The 16196-nt window shown below is 70.3% G+C and carries 14 protein-coding genes; 2 read left to right on the plus strand and 12 right to left on the minus strand.

Translation table 11 applies throughout. The features are described 5' to 3' along the window. Positions 1 to 78 precede the first annotated feature (78 nt). The gene (locus tag LJE69_RS06735; RefSeq protein ID WP_296923021.1) at positions 79 to 882 is read right to left on the minus strand and encodes a BON domain-containing protein; all 804 of its coding nucleotides are present in this window, start codon (positions 880 to 882) and stop codon (positions 79 to 81) included. A 386-nt stretch (positions 883 to 1268) separates the two neighbouring features. Here LJE69_RS06735 and LJE69_RS06740 point away from each other — a divergent pair, with 386 nt between their 5' ends. Beyond that, entirely contained in the window at positions 1269 to 2306 is a 1038-nt protein-coding gene (locus tag LJE69_RS06740; RefSeq protein WP_296923024.1) for a type IV pilus twitching motility protein PilT, read from the plus strand. 5 nt (positions 2307 to 2311) lie between these two features. Beyond that, on the plus strand, positions 2312 to 3556 hold the full coding sequence (locus LJE69_RS06745) for a PilT/PilU family type 4a pilus ATPase (RefSeq protein ID WP_296923026.1): 1245 nt from the start codon (positions 2312 to 2314) through the stop codon (positions 3554 to 3556). A 103-nt stretch (positions 3557 to 3659) separates the two neighbouring features. Here LJE69_RS06745 and LJE69_RS06750 read toward each other — a convergent pair whose 3' ends face one another. The 11 genes from LJE69_RS06750 to LJE69_RS06800 form a co-directional block, all read right to left on the minus strand. Then, the gene (locus LJE69_RS06750; protein ID WP_296923029.1) at positions 3660 to 4115 is read right to left on the minus strand and encodes a hypothetical protein; all 456 of its coding nucleotides are present in this window, start codon (positions 4113 to 4115) and stop codon (positions 3660 to 3662) included. Between the two features lie 605 nt (positions 4116 to 4720). Continuing rightward, entirely contained in the window at positions 4721 to 5149 is a 429-nt protein-coding gene (gene ruvX / locus LJE69_RS06755; protein ID WP_296923032.1) for a Holliday junction resolvase RuvX, read from the minus strand. 112 nt (positions 5150 to 5261) lie between these two features. Further along, positions 5262 to 5825, minus strand: a complete 564-nt coding sequence (locus LJE69_RS06760; protein ID WP_296923035.1) for a YqgE/AlgH family protein — start codon at positions 5823 to 5825, stop codon at positions 5262 to 5264. A 137-nt stretch (positions 5826 to 5962) separates the two neighbouring features. After that, positions 5963 to 6856: an alpha/beta fold hydrolase BchO gene (gene bchO, locus LJE69_RS06765; RefSeq protein WP_296923038.1), complete on the minus strand. Its 894-nt coding sequence runs from the start codon at positions 6854 to 6856 to the stop codon at positions 5963 to 5965. A gap of 267 nt (positions 6857 to 7123) precedes the next feature. Beyond that, a complete protein-coding gene (locus tag LJE69_RS06770; protein ID WP_296923065.1) occupies positions 7124 to 8926 on the minus strand; it encodes a magnesium chelatase subunit D in 1803 nt (600 codons plus the stop codon). Between the two features lie 44 nt (positions 8927 to 8970). Continuing rightward, the gene (bchI, locus tag LJE69_RS06775) at positions 8971 to 10002 is read right to left on the minus strand and encodes a magnesium chelatase ATPase subunit I (protein WP_296923042.1); all 1032 of its coding nucleotides are present in this window, start codon (positions 10000 to 10002) and stop codon (positions 8971 to 8973) included. Positions 10003 to 10460: 458 nt separating this feature from the next. Then, entirely contained in the window at positions 10461 to 10982 is a 522-nt protein-coding gene (locus LJE69_RS06780) for an acyl-CoA thioesterase (RefSeq protein ID WP_296923045.1), read from the minus strand. A gap of 260 nt (positions 10983 to 11242) precedes the next feature. Further along, positions 11243 to 12061, minus strand: coding sequence for a YdiY family protein (locus tag LJE69_RS06785; RefSeq protein ID WP_296923048.1), 819 nt, complete (start codon positions 12059 to 12061; stop codon positions 11243 to 11245). Between the two features lie 305 nt (positions 12062 to 12366). After that, positions 12367 to 12978 (minus strand): YcjF family protein, encoded by a 612-nt coding sequence (locus LJE69_RS06790; RefSeq protein WP_296923050.1) that lies wholly within the window; start codon positions 12976 to 12978, stop codon positions 12367 to 12369. Positions 12979 to 13323: 345 nt separating this feature from the next. Further along, the gene (locus tag LJE69_RS06795; protein WP_296923053.1) at positions 13324 to 14535 is read right to left on the minus strand and encodes an FAD-dependent oxidoreductase; all 1212 of its coding nucleotides are present in this window, start codon (positions 14533 to 14535) and stop codon (positions 13324 to 13326) included. Between the two features lie 97 nt (positions 14536 to 14632). Continuing rightward, on the minus strand, positions 14633 to 16196 hold a 1564-nt coding region (locus tag LJE69_RS06800), incomplete at its 5' end, for an acyl carrier protein (RefSeq protein WP_296923056.1).

The raw sequence follows: 16196 nt of genomic DNA on the forward strand, positions 1-16196 counted from the left end.
ATCGCGCCACAAAAGGCAGTGGCGCTCCCACGGTGCCGGTGCCCCCGGCTGGCCGAGTGTCGCTTGCGTGCGCTCGCCTCAGAGCGGCCTTTCGATAATGAGCTGAGAGTCGACTTCCGTCACGCCGGGCACCTGCTCGGCGAGGGCCTCGGCGACGCTGCGCTCGGCGGATGAGGTGACGGTGCCGCTGAGGACGAGGGTGCCGTCGCGCGCCTCGACCTCGATGCTGTGGGCGTTGACCGTGGTGTTGAACTGAAGCAGCCGGCGCAGTCGGTTGGCGATCCAGGCGTCGGAGTGCCGGGCCTTGGCGATGGCGGCCTGGCGGTCGCGGATGGCCGCTATGAGCTCCGGGTCGACGCTGATGTAGTTGAAGACCTGGTCCACGCCCTCGGTGGTGGCGGCGAGCGCGGCGATGCGGTCGCGCTCCGAGGTGGTGCCGACGTTGCCGCTGAGGTGCGCGGCGCCGCCGTCCACGTTGACCTCGACGTCGAGCCCCGCGGCGTCCTTCTGCCAGCTCAGGATCTGGCGCAGCCTGGCCGCGGTGGTCAGGTCCTCTTCGCCTGTGAACAGGTGCCCCGGCGCATCGGGCAAGGGCGCGTCCAGGCGCAGGGCGTTGTCGACTTCGGCCCCGTCCGCCGCCAGCGCCACGAGCGCCGCGGCGAGGCCGCGGTCCGACTCGTCGGCCACGGCGCCCTCCAGGCGCAGTCGCCCGTCCGCCCTGGTCACACGGATCTCGTAGCCGCTCAGCAGCGGATTGACGTCGATCAGGGTCTGCGCCCTGACGCCTGCGTCCGATCCGGCCCGGGCCATACCGGCGGTCACGCAGAGCGTGCCGAGCAATGCGGCGCTGAGCAGGGATCTGGCAAGAGCGGATTGGGACATGCAGGTTCCTCCGTATGACTGTTGGCGCGGACCGGGCGGTTGAATGCCATGCCCGCGGCGTTTCCGGGTGCAGCGGTGGCGGGGCGCTGCATTCTAAGCTCCGTAGCCGGTGGCGGTGGGCACGATCACCCCGGCCGCTGATGGTAGCGAATGCATCGCACGTTCGATTTTGGCGTTGCGGTCAATCGTTGCCCAATCTCTTCCGCACGAGCGCGCGATCCGGGCGCTGGCGCTCGGCAGACGCCGGGACTGGCGTCCGTCCCGTCGCGAGACCTGACGCTCGAACCCGACCCGACGCTTCGCGCTATCCTTGCCCTTTGGCCGTCGGCGTGGTGCTTGGTACCGTTCGTCGGCGGCACCGATTGCCGACAGCCCGGGAGACGCCCGTGGACATCGCCGAGCTCCTCGCCTTCAGCGTCAAGAACAAGGCCTCGGACCTGCACCTGTCCGCGGGCCTGCCGCCCATGATCCGCGTCGACGGCGACATGCGCCGCATCAACGTGCCGCCGCTGGAACACCGCACGGTGCATGCGCTGATCTACGACATCATGAACGACAAGCAGCGCAAGGACTACGAGGAGTTCCTGGAGACCGACTTCTCGTTCGAGATCCCAGGCGTCGCGCGCTTTCGCGTCAATGCGTACAACCAGAAGCGCGGCGCCGCGGCGGTGTTCCGGACCATCCCTTCCAAGGTGCTGACGCTGGAAGACCTGAACGCGCCGGAGATCTTCAAGCAGATCGTCGACGTGCCGCGCGGGATGGTGCTGGTGACGGGCCCCACCGGCTCCGGCAAGTCCACGACGCTGGCGGCGATGATCGACTATGTCAACGATACGCAGTACTCGCACATCCTCACCATCGAGGACCCCATCGAGTTCGTGCACACCAGCAAGAAGTGCCTGATCAACCAGCGGGAAGTGCACAAGGATACGCTGGGCTTCAGCGAGGCGCTGCGCTCGGCGCTGCGTCAGGACCCGGACATCATTCTGGTGGGCGAGATGCGCGATCTCGAGACCATCCGGCTCGCGCTCACCGCCGCCGAAACCGGCCATCTGGTGTTCGGCACCCTGCACACCAGCTCGGCAGCGAAGACCATCGATCGCATCGTCGATGTGTTTCCGGCGGCGGAGAAGACCATGGTGCGGTCCATGCTGTCGGAGTCGCTGCGCTCGGTGATCTCGCAGTCGCTGCTGAAGAAGATCAGCGGCGGTCGCATCGCCGCGCACGAGATCATGATCGGCACACCGGCCATCCGCAACCTGATCCGCGAGGACAAGGTGGCGCAGATGTACTCGGCCATCCAGACCGGCCAGGCGAGCGGCATGCAGACCCTGGATCAAAACCTGGCAGAGTTGGTCAAGCGCGGCTTCGTCACCAAGGCCGATGCACGCATCAAGGCACAGAACAAAGAGAGCTTCCTCTAGGGCGCATGGATCTCAAGAACCTGCTCAACATGATGAACGATGAACGGGGCTCGGACCTGTTCATCACCGCCGGCCGGCCGCCGAGCATCAAGATCGACGGCGTCATTCGCCCCGTCGGCACCGAGGTGCTGACCCCGGAACAGACCATGCAGGCCGCCCAAGAGCTGATGACGGCCAAGCAGCTCAAGGAGTTCGAAGAGACCAACGAGTGCCAGTTCGCCATCAACGCGCGCGGTGCCGGGCGTTTTCGCGTCAGTGCCTTCAGGCAGCGCAACCACGCCGGCATGGTGCTGCGGCGCATCGAGACGCGCATTCCCACCATCGAGGAGCTGCGCCTGCCCTCCATCCTGCGCGACCTCGGCATGCACAAGCGCGGCATCGTCATCTTCGTGGGCGGCACTGGTACGGGCAAGTCCACGTCGCTGGCGGCGCTTATCGGCTACCGCAACCGTATGACCACGGGGCACATCATCACCGTCGAGGACCCCATCGAGTACGTCCACGAGCACGACGGCTGCATCATTACCCAGCGCGAGGTGGGCGTGGACACCGAGTCCTTCGAGATCGCGCTGCGCAACACCCTGCGCCAGGCGCCGGACGTGATCCTGATCGGCGAGATCCGCACCAAGGAGACCATGGAATACGCCGTGGCCTTCGCCGAGACCGGCCACCTGGTGTTCGCGACGCTGCACGCCAACAACGCCAACCAGGCGCTCGACCGCATCATCAACTTCTTTCCCGACGAGGCGCACCGGCAGTTGTTCATGGACCTGTCGCTGAACCTGCGCGCCATTGTCGCCCAGCAATTGGTGCCCCATAAGAGCGGCCGCGGGCGGCGCGCCGTCGTGGAAATCCTCATCAACACCCCGCTGGCGTCGGACCTGATCCGCAAGGGCGAGGTGCACAAGCTCAAGGAAATCATGGCCAAGTCCAGCGAGCAAGGCATGATCACCTTCGACCAGGCGCTGTTCCAGCTCCTTCAGGAGGGCGAGATCAGCTATGAGGAGGCCATCAGGCACGCGGACTCCGCCAACGAGCTGCGGCTGATGGTCAAACTCAAGGGCTCCGAGGACATCAACCGCACTCTCGCCGACGGCGCGGACAAGATCTCGCTGGTGAGCGAGGAAGAGGAGGTGGACGACAGCACCATCTTCGAGGGCGTCACGCAGGCGCCCACCGGCGAGACCACGGCCACGGCGCCCGGGCGGCAGCGCCCGCAGCAGCCGAAGGAGCAGAAGCTCAAGCTGTGAGCGGCGGTGGCCGAGCACCGCGGAGATGCGCGGGTCATGGGCGACCTGCTGCGCGCCCTCTCGCGCCTGCCGCGGAGCCTGTCCCGCGGCGGACCACCGGCCGTCAACGTGTGCGTCCGCCCGGCACCAGCGGCAGGCCGCCTTCGTCGGCGCCGATCACCACCACGCGCGTGTTCTCGGACGTGGCCAGAGCGCGGGCGGCGCGAATGCCCTCATGGCGCAGCCGCCGCGGTGTCAGGGTGGCGTCGACGCGCGCCTGGAAGTCGCGGATGCCACGCGCCTCGGCGCGCTTGTGCTCGGCCTCGCGCGCGGCGGTCTCCAGACGGAAGTCGTAGGACGCGAGCAACTGGCGCTGTGTCAGCTTGTCCTCGATGGCAGCGTGGACTGGTCGCGCCTTCAGGGGCTGGTGCGCCGGGTGCTGCCGGCCCTCACCGACGAGATCCTGCCCACCGACGGCCCCGTGCTGCTCACCGATACCGGCCTCATCGGCCGCTACGAGCGCGTGGACGGCTGGCGTGCCGACCTGCGCCGGCGGCTCGCCGATGGCGAGGTGTGCCATGCGTTGCTGCTGCTGATCGCGAGCGACGGCACCGGTCCCGGCGCAAACATCGAGGTGTCAGCGTGCCGGGCGGCTCCGGCCGCCGGGAGCATGCGGCGATTCCGAGCCAGTGGCTCGAGGCGGCAACCGCGGATGCAGCGGTTGGTATGTCTCGTGCCGAGGCTCCGCCTCAACACCGGCAAGCCGCGTCTTACGGGACCCGGGCCGCTGGAGCGGCCGGGGACGCGCCGCTCGACCTGGCGGTGCTCGCGGGGCCGAACGGCTGCGGCAAGACCAGCGTGCTGGAGGCCTGTCTGTGGGCGCCGAAAGCGGATGCCCTGCTGCCGCGCCCGCCGCCCGATCAGCCGTTCCTGATCCATCTCGACGTTGAGTATCGAGATTCATCCAGTGCGGTTCTCGCGACTGGCGCTCAACTGCCTTTTGTGGCGCGATCCCGGCCCTGCGATTGTCTGCCGCTTGGCAGTGACTCGGGGCGTGGTGTGCTGCTCTGCCGCCGGTCGTGGCACCAAGCGTGCCGCTCCCATAAGCGCGGGTCCCGCAAGCGCTGCTACGCGTCGGAAATCCGGCTCGGTGCGGCTCGCTCCCGCCGAGGTCAGGCGCCGCGCTCAGCGGCCGGCGTCGCCGAGCCAGGTTTCCAGGATCAGCTTCGCGGCGTAGGCGTCCAGCTCGTCGGTGCTACGCCGCCCGCGGCCCTTTCCCCAACCCTGTTCTCTCAGGGCGCGTTCGGCGGTGAGCGTCGTCAGGCGCTCATCGACGAGGTGCACCGGAATGCCGAAGCGGCCGGTGAGCTGGCGGGCGAAGCGCCGCACCGGCGCCGCGAGGGTCTCCTCTTCGCTGTCGTCCATGTTGTGCGGCAGGCCCAGCACGGCGGCCTCGGGCCGCCACTCCCTGATCAGAGATTCGATGGCGACCCAGTCCGGCTTGTGGCCGCGATGGCGCAGCGTGGTGAGGGCGCTCGCGGTGCCGGTGACGGTTTGTCCCACCGCGACACCGATCTTCTTGGTGCCGAAATCGAAGCCCAGCAGCGTGGCCAAGAAAACCAGCCCGCGGCGGCCCTACCGGTCGGCAGCGTGCCGTGCCGACCGGCTCGCGCGACCGCCGCTCGCATCCGCCCCCGGCCCTCGGCCCTTGGGCCTAGGACCTTCTTCAAGCGTGCCCGGCATCGCCGCTCAGCAGGTTCAGGTCGATGCCCAGCAACTGGGCCGCGGCGAGCCAGCGCTCCCCCGGTGAGCGGGAGAAGATGATGTCAGCGTCCGCCGGGCCGCTGAGCCAGGCGTTGGCGCTCAGCTCCTCTTCGAGTTGGCCGCTACCCCAGCCCGCGTAGCCGAGGGCGATGAGCGTGTGTGCCGGCCCCTCGCCGTTGGCGATGGCTTCGAGCACGTCGCGCGAGGTGGTGACGCGGATGTCCTGCGTGACGGCCAGCGTGGAGTCGTATTCCACGGGACCGGAGTGGATGACGAAGCCGCGGTCGGTCTGCACCGGCCCGCCCAGGTAGACCTGGGTGTCCGCCACGCCGGCCACTGCCGGCTCGATGTCGAGCTGTTCCAGCACCTCGCCGAGCCTGATGTCCATGGGCCGGTTGATGACGATGCCCATGGCCCCGTGCTCGGTGTGCTCGCAGACATAGGTGACTGTTCGCGAGAAGTTCGGGTCCTTCAGACCCGGCATCGCGATCAGGAAGTGATTGGTCAGCGACGTGGCGAAGCTCATGCGGCTAGTATCCCGGCGCGCCGGCCGCGAGGCAAGCTTGGGCGGATGATGCTGGTCCGGACGGCGTCGTCCTGCTCCAGCCGGTGGCGCCCGGCTCTGGCGCGGTGGGCGCGATGTCGGGCGCGGTTGACGGCATGTCAGTTCATGCCAGCCGCGTCGAAGATCAGCGCCGCCACGGTCGCCGGGTCCTCCTCGTGGGCGAGGTGGCCGAAGCCGCCGACGAGCCGCATGCGGGCAGCCGGGTGCACCGTGAGCACGCGCTCGGCCTCGTCCGGCGGCACGGTGAGGTCGTTGCCGAAGGCGATGAGCAGCAAGTCGGATTCCAGCTCCGGCAGGTCGCGGGCCATTGGCTCCAGATCCCAGTTGGCCATCATGTTCAGCGCCGCGGCGAGATGTCCCGGACTCGCGATGAGGCGGCGGTAGAAGGCGATGTCCTGCGGCGCAAGCCGGGAGCCCGTGCTGTCCGCGAGACGCTGCACGCCCTTGGGGTCCTTGCGCGCGCCGTTGGCGAAGAACTTGGGCAGGAAGGAGTTGCGCGCGAAGAACTTGGCCGCCGGCGAGAACCACTTGCCGGCGAAACCCCGCAGCGGTAGCAGTGCGCCGGACAGGCTCACGATCAGCCGCGGGCTGATGAGGCCGTCCAGCGCCATCTGCACGATCACGGCCGCCCCCGCCGAGTGACCGACCGCGACCTCGGGCTCGAGGTCGAGCTCGCGCAGCAGCGCCCCAAGCGCGCCGGCCATGCAGGGCAGGCAGAGCTCCTTGGGATGCGGCGTGCCGGTGAAGGCGTGCCCCGGCAGATCCGGCGACACCACGGTGAACCGCTCCGCGAGCAGCGGGAACAGCCCGCCGAAGGAGTGCGTGGATGCCGCGGTGCCATGCACCAGCAACAGCACCGGGCCGCTGCCAGCCACCTGTACGTGCCAGCGCAAGCCCCCGGCCTCGACGAAGCGGCTGGCGGCGTGGTTCGGCCAGTCGCCGCCGTCCCGCGGCCAGTCGAGCTTGTCGTTGAGGACTTCGGCGGAGGTCATCCTTTTGAGTGCGAAGTGCGAAGTGCGAAGTGCGAAGTGCGAAGTGCGAAGTGCGGTGGACGCTGAGCGGACCTCTATCCCTCGTGCCGAAGCTCCGGAGGCTGGGCAAGCGCTCGGTGTAGGTCGGGTTAGCGATAGCGTAACCCGACAGTCGAACGTCGGGTTACGCTATCGCTAACCCGACTACCGGCTTGCGAGCGGGGCCAAGCGCCCGCAACCGAAACAGCCCGCGCGGCCCCCGGCCCTTGGAACTCGGCCCTTCTTCCCCTAAGCCACCGCCTGCACCGCGCCGGACAACGCCTTCGCATCCGCATGCGGCAATGGCAGATAAACGGCCCCCATCTCGTGGGCAAGCTTCTCGGCGTCCGCGCGCGGGCGCGGGGACATGTCCACCACCAGGGCCTTGAGCTCCGCGGTGCGGAAGGCGCGGGCGGAGGCGAGCGCGTCCTCGGTGGCCTGGGCGCGGCCGCCGATGCCCTCGCGGGTGACGTTGGCGCGGCCGTCCGTCAGCAACACCACCACCGGCGTGCCGCCGCGCCGCTGCACGCCGTCCGCCAGGTCCAGGGCGGCGTCGATGCCGGCGGCGAGCGGCGTGCCGCCGCCGCCGGGCAGCCCGGCAAGGCTGCGCTTGGCACGCACCAGGGAGCGGGTGGGCGGCAGCAGCAGTTCGGCACCGGGGCCGCGGAAGGCGACCATGGCGACGCGGTCGCGGCGCACGTAGCAGTCCGCCAGCAGCAGCTCGACGGCGCCCTTGGCCTCGGCGAGGCGGTGCAGCGCGGCGGAGCCGGAGGCGTCTACGGCGAAGATGGTGGTGGTCTCGGAGCGCTGCTTGTAGCGGGTGACGCGGAAGTCGTCCTGGCGCACCTCCACCAGCACGTCGCTGCCGGTTCCTTGCTGCTCGCGCTCGTGGCGCCGCAGCCGCTGCCAGGGTGCGGCGGCGCGCAGGGTGTCGATGACCGCGAGCCGGGCACCGGCGCCGGGCTCGCCGCGGCGGGTGCCGGCGGGCCGCCCGCGCAGCGAGCCGCTCTGGCTCGCGCCGGACTTGCCGCTGGTGCGCGAGCGCGATCGCATGGCGCCCATCTTGAGCATCGCCAGCAGGTTGTCCGGGATGGCCGCCTGCGCCGCCTCCAGCACCACGTCCTCCAGCGGCTTGTCGATCTCCTGCTCCGGCGACTGACTGTCCTGGTCGTCGTCCTGGTTCTCTTCCGGTGGCGGCGGTTCCTCCGGCTGCTGCTGGTCCTCGGGCGGGTCCGGCATCGGGATGCGCGTGGCGCGGGGGCCGAGCACCAGCCGGGCGGCGGTGCCGACGTCCTCCATCTCCACGGCGTCGCGCCCGGCGAGCGCGGCGGCGGCGCAGGCGATGCGCTGCGCGAACAGGCTGGCCCGCAGCGAATCCACGCCCAGGGCCAGCGCGGTGCCGCAGATGGCCTCCAGCATGTCGTCCGGCACCGCCACCTGCGGCAGGTGCCGGCGCGCGCGCAGGATGCCGTCGGCGTCCTGGTCCGGCGGCAGCGCGGCGTTGTAAGGGATGTCGTTGAGGTCCAGCAGGATCGCGAAGCGGTCCTTCAGCGTGGTGGGCACCTGCTCCTCGTCGTTGGCGCCCTCGTCCAGGGCGACGACGCCGAAGCGGGTGGGTGTGCGCGCCGTGATGCCGTCGCGCTCCACCACCACCTCCTGGTTGTCCAGCGCGGCGCTGAGGTGCGCGGCGGTGTTGCGGGCGACACGCTCCGCCATGGCCAGCAGCAGAACGCCGCCGTCGGCCTCGGCGAGCAGGCCGCGCTCAGCCACCGGACGGCCGGCGTGCAGCGTGGCCGCCAGGTCCAGCCCGCCCAGCAGGCGGCCGTCGGCGATGTGCAGCGGGATGCGGCGGTAGGGCTGCTCGGCGGGCAGCAGTTCGCGCAGCAGGTCCACCCAGATGTCTCGCACCGGGCCGGGCAGGGCGCGCATCGAGATGCCGCCGGTGCCGACGGGGTCCACCGCGAACAGCGCGGCGGCCAGGCAGGCGTCATCCCAGCGGGCGGCGAGTTGTGCTTGGCGCTCCGCGGCGGCCGCGGCCTCCGCGTCGGCCATATCCTGCCCCGGCATGGCGCCGGCCGGGGCCGGGGCGCTGGTGCTCATGCGCCGAACAGCTCCTCGACGGCGCGGTTGACGCGGATGGTGGAGCCGGCGTCATCGAGCACGTTGCGCCGCAGCCGATGGCGCAGCGCCGGCGGGGCGACGCGCTTCAAGTGCTTGTCTGCGACGCTGTCGTCGCCCTCCAGGGCGGCATAGGCGCGGGCGGCGCGGATCAGGGTCAGCTCGCCGCGCAGGCCGTCGGTGCCGAGCTTCATGCACAGCTGCGAGGCGCGCTCCAGGGTCGCGTCTGGCACCTCCACCTCGCCGAGCTTGTCCTTGGCATGGAGGATCTGCTTGCGGATCTTGGCGTCCTTGCGCTTGTGCTTCTCGATAAAGGCGTCCGGGTCGCGCTCGAACTCGTCGCGCAGCCGCACCACCTGCATGCGGGTCTTGAGCTCCTGCGGCGTCGTCACCTCCACCGAGAGGCCGAAGCGGTCGAGCAGCTGCGGGCGCAGCTCGCCTTCCTCGGGGTTGCCGCTGCCCACCAGCACGAAGCGCGCCGGGTGGCGCACGCTCAGGCCCTCGCGCTCGACCACGTTCTCGCCGCTGGCGGCCACGTCCAGCAGGGCGTCCACCAGGTGGTCCTCCAGCAGGTTGGCCTCGTCGATGTACAGGAAGCCGCGGTGGGCGCGAGCGAGCAGGCCGGGCTCGAAGCGCTTTTCACCGCGGGTCAGCGCGGACTCCAGGTCCAGCGCGCCGATGACGCGGTCCTCGGTGGCGCCGAGCGGCAGGTCCACCACCGGCACCGCGCCCTTGCGCACCTTGAGCTTGCCGCCGCTGGCCCGGGTCTCGCGGCAGGAGGCGCAGAGCGCGCCGTCGGGTGCGTCCGGGTCGCAGTTGTAGACGCAGCCGTCCACCACCCGCATCGCCGGCAGCAGCGCGGCCAGCGCGCGGATGGCCGTGGACTTGCCCGTGCCGCGGTCGCCGAACACCAGCACGCCGCCGATGCTCTGGTCCGTCGCCGCGATCAGGATCGCGAGCTTCATCTCGTCTTGGGCGACAATGGCGGAGAACGGAAAGGCAGCCGGCATAGCGTGGTCCTGGGAGGCTTGAAATGGGCGGGCAGCGGCGCGCGTGTCGCAGCCATGGGCGGCGCCGAGCCGGGGCACGCGCCGGGTGACATCAACAGGCGAACGTATCCCGCGGGGTTTATCCGGTCAAGCCGGGGGCGGTCTTTGCTTGCGTTGGCGCAGTATCCGTTCGGCTTCGAACGGGGAGCGGCCGGGCCTTCGCGCAGGGGATGCCGCTAGTGCACCGCTTCTCCCAATTTTCCTGTCGTTGTCGTTGTCGTTGTCGAGTCTCCGACCACGACCACGATCACGATCACGGTAATGACCTGAGACGGTCTCGGGACTTGCGCGCGGTTGCACCAGGTAGTCGAAAAACCGGGGAGCCAAGATCGGCGAGGCCAGCGAATTTGGCGGTCAGGGAGCGTCGGCGTCGGGCAGCGTCGGGCCCGGGGCGCGGAGGGGTCGGCGCGCGGCTTGGCTCAGGGACCGGGATCGGCCGCGGCAGCGTCGGCGCCCGCCGGCTGCGCCTGCTTGATCTGCTGGTGGCGCTGCTCGATCTCGCGGCGCAGCTCGCGGCGCAGCTTGGCGCTCTGGTTGCGCCGGTGCTCGGTGGGGGTCTCGATGCGCAGCGCCGGCACCGGCACCGGCCGGCCGCGCTCGTCCACGGCGACCATCGTGAAATAGCAGGTCATCACGTGCCGGGTGATCTTGTGGATGATGTCCTCGGCGACAACCCGGATGCCGACTTCCAGGGAGGTGGTGCCGGTGTAGTTCACCGACGCGAGAAAGGTCACCAGCTCGCCGACGTGGATGGGCTCGCGGAAGAAGACCTGGTCCACCGACAGGGTCACGACGTAGTGGTTCGCGTAGCGCGACGCGCAGGCGTAGGCCGTCTGGTCGAGCAGCCGCAGCAGCGTGCCACCGTGGACGTTGCCGGCGAAGTTGGCCATGTCCGGCGTCGCCAGGTGGGTCATGCACAGCGTCTTGTGTTGTTGCTCCATGGTTGCGCGGATGCCTACCGGGCGGGCTGCCGTGGAACCACCATGCTCGGGGCGGGCGGAACGGGTTTCCAGGCCCGGCGTCGGGCCTCCTGACGTCGGCCCGACCTACCGGCTCGCCGTGGGTCGGCGCGACCGACACCGCCGCGCACGGCTACGTGGGAGCGCCGTCCCCGGCGCGACGGGCGCCCGATCGCGGCGCGGACGCCGCTCCCACGGGGTTGCGGCGCTGGCCCGAATGATGATCAGGGCCGGTCCCGGGATCAGAACGCGGCCACCAGGTTGACGCTGGTGAAGGTGTCGGTGCTCTCGATGCCGGGTGGGGTGAAGCTGTTGTTGAGCACGGTGTAGCTGAGGCTCAGCGCGAGCGTGTCCGTCATTGCCACCTGCAACGCGCTGACGGACTCGATGAAGGTGTTGTCGGAGCCGGCCATCACGCTGAAGTCTTCGCTGAAGTTGGTGTTGTTGGTGAGGCTCAGGGTGTAGTTGAAGGCGCCGCGTGCGACCGGCTCCTCGGAATCGGGCGTATTGTCGGTGTACTGGGTCACGCGATAGCCGCCGCCGAGCTGCACCGTCAGGGTCTGGCGCTCGTTGGCCACCAATGCATGACCGAGGCCGACCGTGCTCGAGTAGCGGGCCTCGATGTTCGAGAAGGGGTCGCGGTCATAGCCGAAGAAGCCGAAGGCGAAGGTGCGCGGGCCGAAGAAATACTCGGGCTTGTAGGCGGCGGCGTAGCGCTCCGTGGTGCGCTTGCCGTCGTTCTCGGCGCGGATCACCTCACCGCCCAGGTAGTGCCGCCACGGATAGGCCGTGTAGCTGATCAACAGGTTGGCGTTGAGGTTGTTGGTGTCGCTGTTGCCGCTGGACGACGCGAAGCCGATCTGTGCCTCGCCCGCCCAGCTCGGCGGCGCACCGAGTTCCGGCAGGTCGCGCAGCGTGTAGAGCTTTTTCGCCGACTGGTTGCCGCTGGCGTCCGCGCCGACGGACTCGCTGCCGGAGACCGCCAACGGCGGCTCCTGGCCTTGCGCCAGTGCCGACGCCGGTGTGCCGCCAAGCCCCGTGAGGGCCATCAGGCCGAGCATCGGCCAACCCCATCCCGCGCGCTGGCGGGCGCGGGAGGTCCGCGTACGTGGCAGAAGGCGATGTGCGTTGGAAGCGTCGTGTTGCATGGCGGGTGCGTCTCGATTGTCATGGCTCTTTGTCTCCGGCCCACGGCCGGCGCGGCACGCACTCTAGCGGCCGGCCGCACACGGCCGACCGGCAGACTGTTGCGCTGGCCAGAGCTGTTGTTGTGTCGCGGAAAGATCGGCCGGCATTGCCGCTGCCCGGCACCTTGCGGTGCGCATCCCGGGGCTCACATACCATGCGCCCGCGCGGGCCGCGGGCCTTATTCGGCCGCCGGGGGCTCGGTTGCTGGAGTCGTTGTGTCGTCGGTGCCGGCCTTGCGCGCGCCGCGACGGGACTTGGGCTTGAGCTCGGCGGCCACCTGCTTGCCGGCCTCGAACTGCTGCTGGAAGTAATCGCGCACCGCTTCCGGATCGAAGGTCAGGAAGGTGCCGCCGGCGGCGAAGTGCTGGATGAAGACCTTGCCCAAGGCATAAGTCGCGGCGCCGGACGCCACCGCCAGCGAGCCGCCGCCGAGGAGCTGCCCGGAGACGGGGACCAGCTTGCCTAGACTCGCCGCCAGCGCCGGCGCCACCGCCGTGGGCAGTGCGCCGCCGACCAGGCTCGCGGCAGCGGAGCGCCCCAGGTCCGCCCGGAACGCCACGCTGTAAAGCCGCGCTAGGCCGTGCAGCATCTTGAGCTGTACCGCCATCAGCCCCGCCAGGTCCACCAGTGGCACCGGTACCAGGGCCACGGCCATGCCGCCGAGGGTGTAGCTGCGCACCAGGCGCTCTGCGGCCGCATGCCGCTGCTCCGACGTCATTGGAGCGGACTCGGGGGTGTCTGCGGCGGCCGCCGCGTTCCCCTCGGTTGCGGTGTGGTTCTCGGCTGTCATGCTTGATCCTCCAGCGGGCCATCGAGCTTTGCATTCTTCGCGGGACCGGGCCAGCGCGCCAATCACCACCGTTTGGCGCTGCCAAAACCGGTGTTGCGTCCCGTAATCTCAGTCACGAACTAACCGCGGTTGTTGGATGTCCGCGAGACGACGCACATCACCTGCCAGGTGAGCGCTGCTACGGCCGCCATGGCACGCCCCGCGTGGCGCCTGGCTCCGTTACAACGCGTCGCAACCACCTCATAGTTGGGCCTCCTGCGTCGGCCCGACCTACAAGAACGCACGTTGGATGGTGGCGAGCGCGAATACTTGCCCAGTCGCTGCGCTCATGCACCCCGCAGATGCTCAGGCTGTCTCGGCATCGTCGCTCGTGGCCGCCGCGAGCCACACCCCGAGCCCTGCGCCCATGCCCCAGCAGGTGCCGGCGACACGGGCCGAGGCTTGCGCGCGGGGCTCGGCGCTGAGGCACTTGCCGGCGGCATAGAGGCCGTCGATGCCGGCGACCTGAAGCGCCCGCAGCGGGATTTCGTAGCGGGTGCCGGGAGGCAAATATTGGAGCTGGATACCCTGCTCGGGATGCCAGTGCTCGATAGGCCAGCAGCCGGCGCAGACGGCGTCGTCGAAGCGGCAGCCGGCCTCGAGGTCGGCCTCCGTCAGCCGATAGCGGCCGCGGATGCGCCCGCCGTCGCGCACGCCGAGCGCGCCGCGGCGGTCGAGCTCGGCGCCGGCCAGCTCGGGGAGCGTGCGCAGCCAGTCCAGCAGCCGCGCCAGCACCGCATCCATGCGCGTAGGCTCGAAGCTGTCGGCGGACAGGTTAAGCTTGAGATACACCTCGCCGGCGGCGATGCCGCTGTCCGGCCACAGTGTCCCGCACTCGGGCGGTAGCTCGCCGGCCGCGGCGGCCGCGCGGATGCGCCGGATCAGCGCAACGCCCTTCGGGAAGGCGAGCGCGCCCGGCGCGGCGCCGGCCAGCACCGCGACCAGTCCCGCCAGGGCCGCGCCGGGTTCCACCAGGGCCGGATCGAGCCGGCGCACGACGGCCGCGTCGCCGCTCGCATCGACCATGGCGCGCGGGTGCAGGTCGTGCTCCCCGGTGTCGGCGATGCGCAGCCTGACCCGGTCGATCCTGCCGTCGGCGACGTCCACCGCGCTTACCTCGCTGGCGGTGAGGCAGGTGATGCGCGGCTCCTCCGCGAGCCAGCCCTGCACGACACGGCGGTAGACGGCGGGATCGGCGCTCAACACCAGGGTGCGGCCGATGCGCCGCTGGACGCCGCGCGGGTCCGCGGCGGCCAGCCGTTCCGCCAGCTCCAGCGGCAGGCCGGCATTGACCGGCGCGCCGGTCTCGTCGAACAGGCCGCCGATGGTGTGGATCAGCGCATCGGCGACGGTGCCGCCGACCGCCGCGGCCCGTTCCACCAGCAGCACGTCGGCGCCGCCGCGCGCGGCGGCCAGCGCGCAGGCGATGCCCGCGGCGCCGGCGCCGACGACCACGAGTGGGACGGCGGCGGCGGGCGGCGCGAGCGTTGTCGCGATCTGCGCGCGACTGCTGCTCATGGTGCGACCGCGCGTTCAAGTGGTGCCCTGTGGCAGCCCCGGCATGTCAGGCGGGTGGGGCCGGGTCCGTCGGGCAAGCCGCATTGTTTCGACCCGGTCATGCCGACTCCATCAGCCACTGCGCCAGCCGCCCGGCAATCTGCCGGTTTCCTTCATCGAGGGTATGGCCATCGTCCTTGCAGCAGGTGCCCCGGTAGTCGATCGCGTTGAGGTCGAAGAAGGGCACGCCGAGCGCGTCGCAGCTCGCCCGGACGGACGCGACCAGTGCCGGCACCCGCTCGAGCAGGTAGGTCAGGAAGACATTGCGCACGAACGGAAACTGCCGGTAGACCGAGAACAACGCCTGCTCGTCGGGCTCCAGCACCGGTTTGGCCAGGGCTGCCACCGGCTGCATCGCATAGACCAGCCGGGCGCCGTCCGGCAGCGCCTTCAGCAGCGTGCGCAGGTCGCGGCGCAGATGCTCGGCCGCCAATTCCAGCCGGGCCTCGACCTCGGCCGCGCTCCAGCGCATGACCCGCTGGGCATGGGCGTCGAGCCTGTCGCGCAGGGCGCCGACGGCGGGGTCCGCGCCGGTTGTGGCCGAGGCGTCGGCCTGTCCCTTGAGGAGCTCCGCCAGGTGGCGGTGGTCCGTCCGGCTGATGCCAAGGTAGATGTCCTGTCCATAGAACGGGCCATAGGGATCGTATTCCGTGCTGAATTGCAAATAGTGCAGCGGGTTGCCGAAGCCACTGCCGACCAGTACCAGCTCGGTGTCGGGCAGGAACGGCAGGGCGGCGATCACCTCCTGCAGGGAGCTGCAACCCATGACGGCGAGATTCAGGAAGCGGTAGTCGGTCTCGGCGTTCAGGAGCGAGGGGACCGTTGTGGCGTCCGAGGATGCGCCCCAGCCGAGCATGAAGGAGTTGCCCAGCGCGAGGGCGCGCCGCTTGAAGCCGCGCCAGGTTTCGCTGTCGACGATGCCCTCCGGTGCATGGGAGACGCGGTAGCCATGCGCATCGGCGCTGATGAACGGCATGCGCAGCCCGGGTCGCAGCGAGCAATTAACGTAGGGGGCCAGAACGAAGTCGAGGCGGTAGTAGCCGTCCAGGTGCGGCGAGGCCGCAATCAACGCGCGTCCGGCGGCCTCCAGGGGAATGTCGTCCCGGCGCTCAGCGTCCGGCAGCGCCGGCTCGGGGGGCGCTCGCCGGTCCGTGCCCGTGTCCGCCGGCGTCGCCTGTGCAGCGGAGCGGTCGGTTGGTGGCCCGGTTTCGCCGGCCGCCAAGGCATCGAGTATGCAGCTGACCAGGGCGTGCGGATGGGGGTTCTGAAAGGTCAGCGTCGCGGGCAGATCGAGCCCGGTCGCGGCGCGCAGCCGGTTGCGCAGCTCCAGGGCCAGCAGCGAGTCGAGACCCAGCTCCGCGAAGTCGGCCCCGGGATCGATCCGCGCGGCGTCGCCGTGCCCTAGCACCTGCACCAGCGTTGCGTCGACCAGCCGCCGCACCGCCGCCGGGCGCTTGCGCGGCGGCACCGCGGCCAGGTCGGTGCGCTCCGGGCTGTCGGCCCGCTTGTCCTCGCCCGTGCGCGGCGCGGTGGGCGCGCTGGTCCGCGGCGGCTCGCCCGAGCTGGCTGCGCCGTGCCGGTCGGCCCAAGCCCGCAACAACGGCACCGCGCCGCCGCGGGCG

The sequence above is a fragment of the Thiohalocapsa sp. genome (assembly GCF_022340605.1).
Taxonomy (GTDB): Bacteria; Pseudomonadota; Gammaproteobacteria; order Chromatiales; family Chromatiaceae; genus Thiohalocapsa.